The sequence below is a fragment of the Aerosakkonema funiforme FACHB-1375 genome, from assembly GCF_014696265.1.
Classification (GTDB): Bacteria; Cyanobacteriota; Cyanobacteriia; order Cyanobacteriales; family Aerosakkonemataceae; genus Aerosakkonema; species Aerosakkonema funiforme_A.
This window is the reverse complement of sequence record NZ_JACJPW010000043.1, coordinates 57979-67476: the sequence shown is the minus strand read 5'-3', so window position 1 is coordinate 67476 and position 9498 is coordinate 57979. Positions and strand designations below refer to the sequence as shown.

The 9498-nt window shown below is 44.5% G+C and carries 9 protein-coding genes; 4 read left to right on the top strand and 5 right to left on the bottom strand.

Features of this window, described 5'->3' with window-relative positions; genetic code table 11:
- The first annotated feature begins 128 nt into the window (after positions 1–128).
- The 4 genes from H6G03_RS17855 to H6G03_RS17840 all read left to right on the top strand — a co-directional run bounded on the left by H6G03_RS17855 (position 129) and on the right by H6G03_RS17840 (position 2892).
- Entirely contained in the window at positions 129–971 is an 843-nt protein-coding gene (locus H6G03_RS17855) for a CheR family methyltransferase (RefSeq protein ID WP_190466025.1), read from the top strand.
- An 89-nt stretch (positions 972–1060) separates the two neighbouring features.
- Complete coding sequence (locus H6G03_RS17850; protein WP_190466023.1) at positions 1061–2122, top strand: protein-glutamate methylesterase/protein-glutamine glutaminase; 1062 nt, start codon at positions 1061–1063, stop codon at positions 2120–2122.
- A gap of 82 nt (positions 2123–2204) precedes the next feature.
- The gene (locus H6G03_RS17845) at positions 2205–2606 is read left to right on the top strand and encodes a fasciclin domain-containing protein (RefSeq protein ID WP_190466020.1); all 402 of its coding nucleotides are present in this window, start codon (positions 2205–2207) and stop codon (positions 2604–2606) included.
- 127 nt (positions 2607–2733) lie between these two features.
- Positions 2734–2892: a hypothetical protein gene (locus tag H6G03_RS17840; protein ID WP_190466039.1), complete on the top strand. Its 159-nt coding sequence runs from the start codon at positions 2734–2736 to the stop codon at positions 2890–2892.
- 151 nt (positions 2893–3043) lie between these two features.
- Here the strand turns inward: H6G03_RS17840 and H6G03_RS17835 are convergent, their stop codons facing one another.
- The 5 genes from H6G03_RS17835 to H6G03_RS17815 form a co-directional block, all read right to left on the bottom strand.
- The gene (locus H6G03_RS17835; RefSeq protein ID WP_190466017.1) at positions 3044–4339 is read right to left on the bottom strand and encodes a CO2 hydration protein; all 1296 of its coding nucleotides are present in this window, start codon (positions 4337–4339) and stop codon (positions 3044–3046) included.
- Positions 4340–4350: 11 nt separating this feature from the next.
- Complete coding sequence (locus tag H6G03_RS17830) at positions 4351–4971, bottom strand: CDP-alcohol phosphatidyltransferase family protein (RefSeq protein ID WP_199315345.1); 621 nt, start codon at positions 4969–4971, stop codon at positions 4351–4353.
- 51 nt (positions 4972–5022) lie between these two features.
- Positions 5023–6531 (bottom strand): NADH-quinone oxidoreductase subunit M, encoded by a 1509-nt coding sequence (locus H6G03_RS17825; protein ID WP_190466014.1) that lies wholly within the window; start codon positions 6529–6531, stop codon positions 5023–5025.
- A gap of 89 nt (positions 6532–6620) precedes the next feature.
- Complete coding sequence (locus H6G03_RS17820) at positions 6621–7334, bottom strand: carbonic anhydrase (RefSeq protein ID WP_190466011.1); 714 nt, start codon at positions 7332–7334, stop codon at positions 6621–6623.
- 96 nt (positions 7335–7430) lie between these two features.
- Positions 7431–9293, bottom strand: a complete 1863-nt coding sequence (locus tag H6G03_RS17815) for an NAD(P)H-quinone oxidoreductase subunit F (RefSeq protein WP_190466009.1) — start codon at positions 9291–9293, stop codon at positions 7431–7433.
- Between the last annotated feature and the right edge of the window lie 205 nt (positions 9294–9498).

The following is a 9498-nucleotide window of genomic DNA, read 5'->3' as shown; positions in this document are numbered from 1 at the left end:
ACATATAAATTCCCCCACTCCCCCACTCCCCCACTCCTCCACTCCCCCACTCCCCCACTCTCCCCTTTGAATAACCTGGGTAATCAAAGCGGATTTGGTATGAATGCCTGAATGATTGACTTTAAGCTATGCGATTTGTTTCGGAAATATTCAGTTTACCGGATGGCCATTTTACACTTTTGCGAGACTTAATTCACGAGCGCATAGGTGTTAATTACGATAACGAGCGGCGCGATTTATTGGCGGAAAAACTGACGCCTCGCGTGATTGCCTGTGGGTTGGATTCGTTTTTAGATTACTATTACTTCCTGAAATATGACGATGCTGCTGAGCAAGAGTGGAAGCAGGTAATGGATGCTATCTCCATACAGGAAACCTTTTTTTGGCGAGAGATGGATCAAATCAGAGCCTTGGTTGAGGTTCTAGTCCCAGAACATTTTACGGCACATCCTACTGAGTGCCTGCGAATTTGGAGCGCTGCCTGCGCTAGTGGAGAAGAACCTTTAAGTATCGCTATGGCTCTTAACGAAAAAGGTTGGTTTGCAAGGGCACCGATCGAAATTTATGCCAGCGATGGCAGTCCGAGTGCGATCGCCAAAGCGCGGCAAGGAGTGTACCGCGATCGCTCTTTCCGCAATTTACCGCCTCACCTACAAACGAAATATTTCCGGGAAGAACAGGAAAACCAATGGCGAGTGGTACCCGAACTTCACAGCCGCATTAAGTGGACAACAGCAAATTTGATGGCTGAATCCGAAATTCAGCATTTAGCTACCGCAAATATTATCTTTTGTCGAAATGTGTTTATTTATTTTTCCGAAAAAGCAATTTACCAAACAGTTCGTGCGTTTTCTAAGACTATGCCCACCCCCGGCTATTTGTGTGTAGCTGCATCGGAATCGTTATTAAAATTAACGACAGAATTTGAATTGCAAGAGATCGAAAATGCGTTTATATATGTAAAGCGTTAACTAATAGAGGGTAGGGCATGGGATATCGGAATCACCAAGTCCCAATTCCTAATTTACAATTTACAATTGCTCGGGAGAGATTGATTGTTATGTCTCAAATAGTGCGTGTATTAGTTGTCGATGACTCTGCTTATGTCCGTAAAATTGTCAAACAAATGCTATCTCGCAGTCCGCTTATTGAAGTGATCGGTACTGCTCGCGATGGTAGGGAAGCATTGGAAATGGTCGAACAACTTAAGCCGGATGTGGTGACGTTAGATTTAATTATGCCCAACATGAATGGGGTAGAATTCTTGCACGAGCAAATGAAGCGTCGTCCCGTGCCAGTGATAATTGTCAGTATTGCCAGCGAGAGTGGGGAAACGGCACTGGAAGCGCTTGATGCCGGGGCAGTTGATTTTGTGCAAAAGCCGACCGCATTGGCAACGGAAAAAGTGTTTGAAATCGCGGATGAATTGATTAAAAAGGTAAAAATTGCTGCCAGTATACGCCTAACCAATCTGCCTACCGTAGCCTCATATGGGGAAATTGAATCGCCTGCAAAAGTTGAAGTCACGCACCAGAATAAAGTGCGATCGGGTGCGGTAGATATTGTCGTGCTGGGAATTTCTACTGGTGGCCCCCAGGCGCTGAGTTTTTTGATTCCTAAGTTGCCTGAAAATTTTCCCGTACCTGTTGCGATCGTTCTGCATATGCCAGTCGGTTATACAGAAATGTATGCTCGCAGATTAAATGATATATCCTCGCTGAAGGTAATCGAAGCGCGAGAAGGAGATGCAGTTACTGCCGGTGTGGTGTTAATTGCGCCGGCTGGACGGCATCTCAGCTTTATCCGCCAAGCGGATGGTAGAGTAGTTACCCATCTCGATGCGCGTCCCTTCGATACCCTGCACCGTCCCAGCGTAGATGTGCTGTTTCAGTCGGCGGCGGAGGTGTTTGCCGATCGCGTTTTAGGTGTAGTCATGACCGGGATGGGATCGGATGGCAAACAAGGTGCAGCTTGGATAAAATCTTATGGCGGTTCAATTTTTACAGAAGCGGAAGAAAGCTGCGTTGTCTACGGGATGCCGCGTTCGGTGGACGAAGTGGGTTTGAGCGACAAAAGCGTGCGCCTCGATCGCATGGCATCAGCAATTATCGAGGCTGTGTGATGCCAAAAAATTTGATTGTCTATGATTTCAGGTTAGTTTACGCTCTTTAAAGCAGCTGTTTGCAAACTATGAACTGAAATTTATGCCTGATATTGTTGATATTGCAGTTGGTGCGGGTTCTTTTACAACTTTGGTCACTGCTGTCCAAGCCGCTGGTTTAGTCGATACTCTCAAAAGTCCTGGCCCTTTTACTGTATTTGCGCCCAATGACGATGCTTTTGCCAAGCTGCCACCCGGAACTATACAAACTCTGGTACAAAATATTCCGCAACTCGCCAGGATTCTAACATATCATGTCGTTTCCGGTAAGTTGATGAAGGCTGATTTGGCAAAACTCGGTTCGGTTATCTCAGTTGAAGGTTCGCCCATCAAGATAGATTGCTCTAACGGTTTTGAAGTAAAAAATGCCACGGTTTTAGCGCCAGATATCGAAGCAGATAACGGTGTAATCCATGTGATTGACACGGTAATTCTGATGGGGTAGTTTAGCTATCAAGCGAGGAAATTAATTGTTTCTCGCACCAAGAATATCTGTGAGGCCCCAGAAGGGCGATCGGTCGCCCCGGTCGTCCCTCTCTTACAGTTGAGTTGTCAACGAGGCGGTATTAATTATGAAAACACAGTTGAATCCCCAGAAACGATTCATCCCCTCGGAAGAATATCGTCAAATGCTTGTTCGCGACGGAGAACGCCGTTTTCGCGAGTGGCATAGTACTTACTTGAATTATCAAAAAGCTTACCTCAAAGAAATGCGTCAGCGACGACAGTAAAGTTCTCTCCTCAACTTATTCGCAACTGTAACAACTGTAGGGTGCGTTAGCGGTAGCGTAACGTACCATATAACTTCATTTTGAAACTGAACATCCAAAAACCCGGTTTCTTGGAGAAACCGGGTTTCTAAAGGCGCGACTTACCAACTTGCTATCTATAATCCTGACTCTGAATATCGCGCAAACGAGCTTCCGGACGCTTAAATCTGTCTATTTGGGCTTCAAAAAAAGCTCGATTCGCTTGCAAATGTTTTGGATTCGGATCGTCTAAAGGATACAAAAGTGCAGTTCGCAAAGCTTGAATTACAGCAGAAGTAACGCAATACATCGAGCGCTGAAAACTAATACCGAGTTGGATTAACATATCATCCTCGCCTCGGCAATGTTTGCTATAGTAATCCACTAGATATGGGGGTAGGAAATGCAGCATATCTTGCATCAACAATGTAGGTGGAATACCAGCAGTACCCACCGGGAAAACATCAGCATAAAGGATACCGTAGTGGAAATCTTTCTGATCTTCAGGCACTTGTTTAGCTTGGGCGTTGTAAGACTTTGTACCCCGGAAAGGAGCAGTGCGATAAAACACAGCTTCTACATAAGGTAATGCAGCTTCGTATAACCACATGAACCCTTTTGATTTGGGGATGATTTCGTACATTTCGCCGCGAATGTAGACGTGATGATAGATGGGACGACCCGCGATCGCAAATATTCCATTTACGAGAAAATTCATCGCATCGGGAACGCTTTTAATATTTCCTTCGTCGTAGCGATCGCTCATTTCAAAAAATACCGGAGCCATCACTTCCCAGAATAAACCCAGGTTACTGTAATACGATAATTGCTTCACCTGTTCTATAAACATATCTGGGAAAAGCTTATACAATCCCAACATGACTGGGTTGTATTTAAAGTAAGCTTTAATTGCCTTATCCGCGTTAGCTCTATATTCCTCGGTATCCAAATATGGGTCAAATTTGCCACCCATCCCTCTATGCCAAAACATAGCCTGCATACAGGCTTCCGCAAACTCCATATTAATTCTGTCATGCCACAAGTGATGAAACAACTTAGGCATTTTGAAGGTTTCTCCCTTCTCCATAAACGCCAAAAGTTCCGGATGGGCAGTTGCTTGTCCGCGCCATATCCGCAAATCGGCATCATCTCCAGCATAATGATTGTGTAAATCTAAGTACTCTTTTGGCAAGAAGTATTTAAAGAAAGGAAAGGGGTCTAAAAATACACGTTCGGCAATGTATAGCAGATCCCGCCAGTAGAAATCCATCGGTACTGCATAAGCTTTGTACAGTCCGATAATTTGCATCAAATTTTCCGGTGTATCCGGTAGCATTGCGCCACCAGCTTCTAAGCGATGAATCACTTGAGCAAATTCATGATTGGAAGGTGGTAATTTAGTTTCTGGCTTGATGGGAGTTTGTACCATTTTATGTTCCTTTAATTACTCAATTCACGACGTAATTGCAAAGCATGGAAAATACTTAAAACATCATGCGTCCAGGTTGGCAATACCAGCGTCATGATAATTTCTTCAAAGCTGTGAATAGTGCCAACAATACAACTCAACCATAAAGCTATTCCCCCGTAATCAAAACCGAACAAAGCAACAACAGCAATGAAAAGCGTTATCCCCCAAAATTTAGCTGAATAGGTATGATAGCTAGCGGGTTTGCCATATTTAACCAAGTTGACCGCCCACCACAGCAACTGGGCAAAAATAACCAAAAACAAAGGTACTTTGTGAGCGATTAAAACAGGGCGATATGCCAACCAGGCACTAGCAGCTATGCAGATATAAAGAGAAACATCAGCCCAACTATCTGCTTGACGGAGTTTGGCATTGCTGACACCCAGGCGTCGTGCAATTACTCCATCAAAGATATCGGAGAGAAATGCGGCAATATAACCGATAATAAACCAAACTGTTGTTTTACCATCAAACGCATCCCATAACAGGAAAGGAGAAATGAGAAAGCGACTCAGTACAAGCGCGGATGGAATATATTTCATCCAGCTATGACTTTGCTGTTTTTGCTCTAGTTGGGGTGAAGGAGTCATAGGAAGTGCTGAGTGCTGAGGTTTTCGGGTGGGTAATGCCCACCCTACGTTTTACTTAACTTCTGAATCCTGAGAAACGGAAGCAATTTGATAGGTATTAGCGGGAAAAGATGCGGCAATTGCCGCTGTTGTCGGTTCGCTCCAACGCACTAACCAAGTCGGTTGTATCCCTAATAATAAAATGAGAGCGGCTAAAATGAAAGCAGGCGTGCGCTCTTGCCAATTTACTTTGGGATAGTAGCCGATTTTGTTATCTAATTTGCCGAAACAGGTGCGATTGAGCAGAATGACGAAATAAACTGCTGTTAAACCGCTACAAACTACACAAATAAGCGTTGCGACTGGAAAGCTTGAAAAACTGCCTTGCAGGACTAAATACTCAGCGACAAATCCCACTAAGCCAGGGATACCCGCACTTGCCATTCCTCCCAAAACTAATAGGGCGCTGGTGAGGGGTAAACCGCGAATCGGACTCATTAAACCGTTGAGAAGATCCAAATCGCGAGTGCCGACTTTTGTTTCGATTACTCCGACTAAATGGAAGAGAATTGCCAGGATTAAACTGTGGGCAACCATTTGGCTGACTGCACCAACTAAGCTTAGAGGTGTGGCGGCGGCGCAGGCTAAAAGTATATAGCCCATGTGACCGATCGAACTATAAGCTACCATGCGTTTGATATCTTTTTGGGCGATGGCGCTCAATGCCCCATAAACTGCACTAATTGCGCCTATAATCGCTATTCCAGGTGACGCAGTTGCCCAAGCTTGTGGAAATAGTTCTAAACCGAAACGCACTAAACCATAAGTTCCCAATTTGGCAAGTACGCCGCCGAGAAGAATCGCTACAGCTGGAGAAGCTTCTGTGTAAGCATCTGGCAACCAAGTATGCAAAGGTACGAGAGGAATTTTGATGCCGAATCCCACCAATATTGCTGTCAGCAATATTAGCTGTGCATTCAAGGGTAAATTTTGGGTTGTCAGCGATTCGTAGGCGAAAGTGGTTGTTTCGCTCAACCACGCCATCCCTAAGAAAGCACCTAAAATCAAAAATCCGGAAATTGCCGTGTAAAGCAGGAACTTCATGGCTGCGTATTCCCGCTTTTGTCCTCCCCAAACGGCAATTAATAGATAAAAAGGAATCAGTTCCAACTCGTAAAATAGGAAGAACAGCAGCAAGTTTTGCGCGAGGAAACCGCCAGCTACACCAGCATTAACTAGCAAAATCAAGGCGTAATAAAGCTGGGGTCGCGCTTGCTGTTGAGTGCCACTATAAATCACCAACCAAGTTAGCAAGCTGTTGATAAATAACAGCGGCAAAGATAAACCATCTACACCGAGTTTGTAATTCAATTTCAGAGGTTCAATCCAGGGAAGGAATTCAATAAACTGCATTCCTGGATTGGCGATATTGAATTGGGTAAGCAGCCAAAATGTCCACAAAAGTGTAACGCTGGCAATCGTTAAAGCGATCGATCGCAATTGCGATGGCGTTTTTGTTCCCGGCCAAAATCCTACTAAAGCTGCTCCAAAAACAGGTATCCAAATTAATGCACTGAGCATATTATAGTCTACCAAATCGTTTATTTTTTGTTTGGGCGGAGTCCATTAAACTTAAGCAGAATAATGAACTCCGACACGTGCGATCGCGTTTAACTAACCATACTGACAACACCAGTATCGAAATCGAAATAACCGCCGACAACTTTCAGTTTATTTTCCTTAATTAACTGGGATATGACTGACGATTTTTTCAAATTTTCAACTTGAACCAAAACATTAGCTTTAGTTGTGCTTTCTAGGCGATCTTTATCTAGACTTCTTGAAATTTGTAAAGCCGGTTTAATTGCATCTAGCAAACTGCCTATTTGACCGGGAACTTGTGCGCCTTTTATTGTGGCATCTACAGCACCGCATTTTTTATGTCCCATTACCATGAGCAGCTTGGCTCCTAATACTAATGTGCCAAACTCAAGGCTGCCCATTTCTTCTGGAGTCACTACATTACCAGCCACACGGCACATAAATAAATCTCCAAACCCTTGGTCAAATAGAATCTCAGCTGGGATTCGGGAATCTGCACAGGTTAGAAGAGCAGCAAACGGCTTTTGAGTTTGGGCAACTTGTCTCAGGCGAGCTAAGCTTCGGTTGGGGTTTATAGGTTTTCCGCCGATAAAGCGTTGGTTCCCATCCATTAATCTTTGCAGAGCTTCGTCAGGGCTCATGTCATTCTGGGCAACTGCTGGTTCTGGGGCAATTAATTGCGAACCGACTTGAGATGCTACTACGCTTGTACCTAAAGCAACTGCGCCAAATTTAAGTAAATTTCTCCTAGAAACACCAAGCTGCTGGCTTGTTTTGTTCATTACGTTCCTCACACCTTGAAAAACTTTATTTTGCCTAAATCTTGAGATGGTGTTGATAAATTTAGCCGATTTTCAGTGGCTATCGACATCTTTTTATCAACCAGTAACAATCAGGGAAAGATGAGACAGGAAAGGCCAACTTACTAAGATGCCTAACAAAATTAGTCCAAACAAGATTGTCAGGGCGTAAAACTGCCCTTGTCCGGAAACATTGTACTTTAAGCTTTGGCCGCTAAAGACTGTGGCTAAACCAACTAAGTTAACCAATCCATCCACCAAGTAACGGTCGATCGCACTAACGATCGCAGATACTAAGCCAACGACAAACACGATACTGATTCGATAAAGTTTGGGGGTGTAGAAGTCGTATGCTAATAAATCTTGCAGCGGTTTCCAAGCTAACTCTACGGGTTTGGGCCAATTGTTATTCAGATAAATTATACTACCGACGCCACAACCGATCGCACTGGACAAAATTAGCAAAAATGCAGTGGCTATATTTAAAGAAGACCAGTTTGGCAACAATTGCCATTGCAACAACAGTAATGGCAGGTGTAGGGTGAAGCCCATTAAAATTACAGTTGGCAATGTCAGCGGCCAAAATGCTTCTGGCGATCGCTCTGTCATTTGTTTGGGCTTGCCACTAAAAATCAAGCCAAACTCGCGAGTTAAGCTAAAGGCAGTCAAACCGTTAACTGTGAGCAAAACGCCAAATAACCAAGGTTCATTTGTGAAAAGATGGTCTGCCAATTGCAGCAAAGCCCAGAAACTTCCCAAGGGCGGTACTGCTAACAAACCGAAAGCACCGACAATATAGGATAGAGCGGATATCGGTCGGCGCGACCACAAACCCCCGTATTGGGTGAGATCCTGCGTGATGTTATTCCAAACTATCCCACCCGTACTCATGACCAACAGCGCCATTGCCAAGGCGTAGGTCAACATTAACATTAGCGCTGTTTGAGCTTGCTGCGTTCCTACAGCGATGAAGATTAAGCCCATGTAGGTGCTGACGGAGTAAGAGATGGATCGTTTGATATCAATTTGGGCGATCGCAATTAAACTAGCACCAATTGCCGTCACCGCACCGATAAACACCATCGCCGTTGTCACCAAAGGCGAAAGTGCCAAAACTGGTTGCAATTTTACCAATACCCAAGCACCAGTTGCTACCACAACCGAGTTCCGCAAAATAGTCGAGGGAACCGGCCCTTCCATTGCTTCATCCAACCACAAATGCAAGGGGAATTGAGCGCATTTACCCATTGGGCCTGCGATTAAAGCCAAACCCAATAAAGCGGCTGTTGTTGGTGAAATTTGAGCGGTTTTTGCCCATTCAGCTAATTCGGAAAAGTTCCAAGTTCCGGCAATGGGTAACAGCGCCAGCACTCCCATCAGTAACAGTAAATCTCCCACACGCTTGGTTAAGAAAGCGTCTCTGGCACCCGTGACCACCAAAGGTTGACTGAACCATAACCCTACCAGCAGGTACGTTCCCAAGGTGAGGATTTCTAGAATCATGTAACTGAAAAACAAGGAGTTGCACAGGGCCAAACTGCACATTCCGGCTTCAAAAAGTGCCAGTAACGAATAGAATCTCGCCCAGCCCCAGTCCATCTCCATATAGCCGATCGCGAAAGTTTGCCCTAACAGGTTCAAACCCGTTACTAACACTGTCGCGCCGACAGTAATTGCAGATATTTCTAAAGGTATAGAGAATTCCAATCCGGCGACTTTTAACCAGGGAATTACTAACTCTTCTGCTGGCTTTCCCCAACAAGCTGACAACGCAAATAAACCGTGTATAAAAGCCGTTAATGTCATCAACAAGTTTACGTAACCAGCCGGCCTGGGGCCAGTACGACGAATAATTGCCGGCGACCAAGGTATTGTCAAAAGCACGCCTATGAGGGCGTAGCAAGGTATCAACCAAACACTGTGAAGCAAGAGCTCAGACATCTAGGTAACCTCGAAAATTACACCTAAAACTCAGGCCCATCTGGTGTGGGCTGAGCTTATCGCCATTGCACAAAGCTATTCAGTTCATGAGATTAATTTTGTTTTAATCTTTGTTACAAGAGTATAGTCTTTAGAGAATATAAAAGGAAGCACTGCAACCATCAAACTTAAAGATAGTAGCTATAGAGTGTTATCTATGACTGCG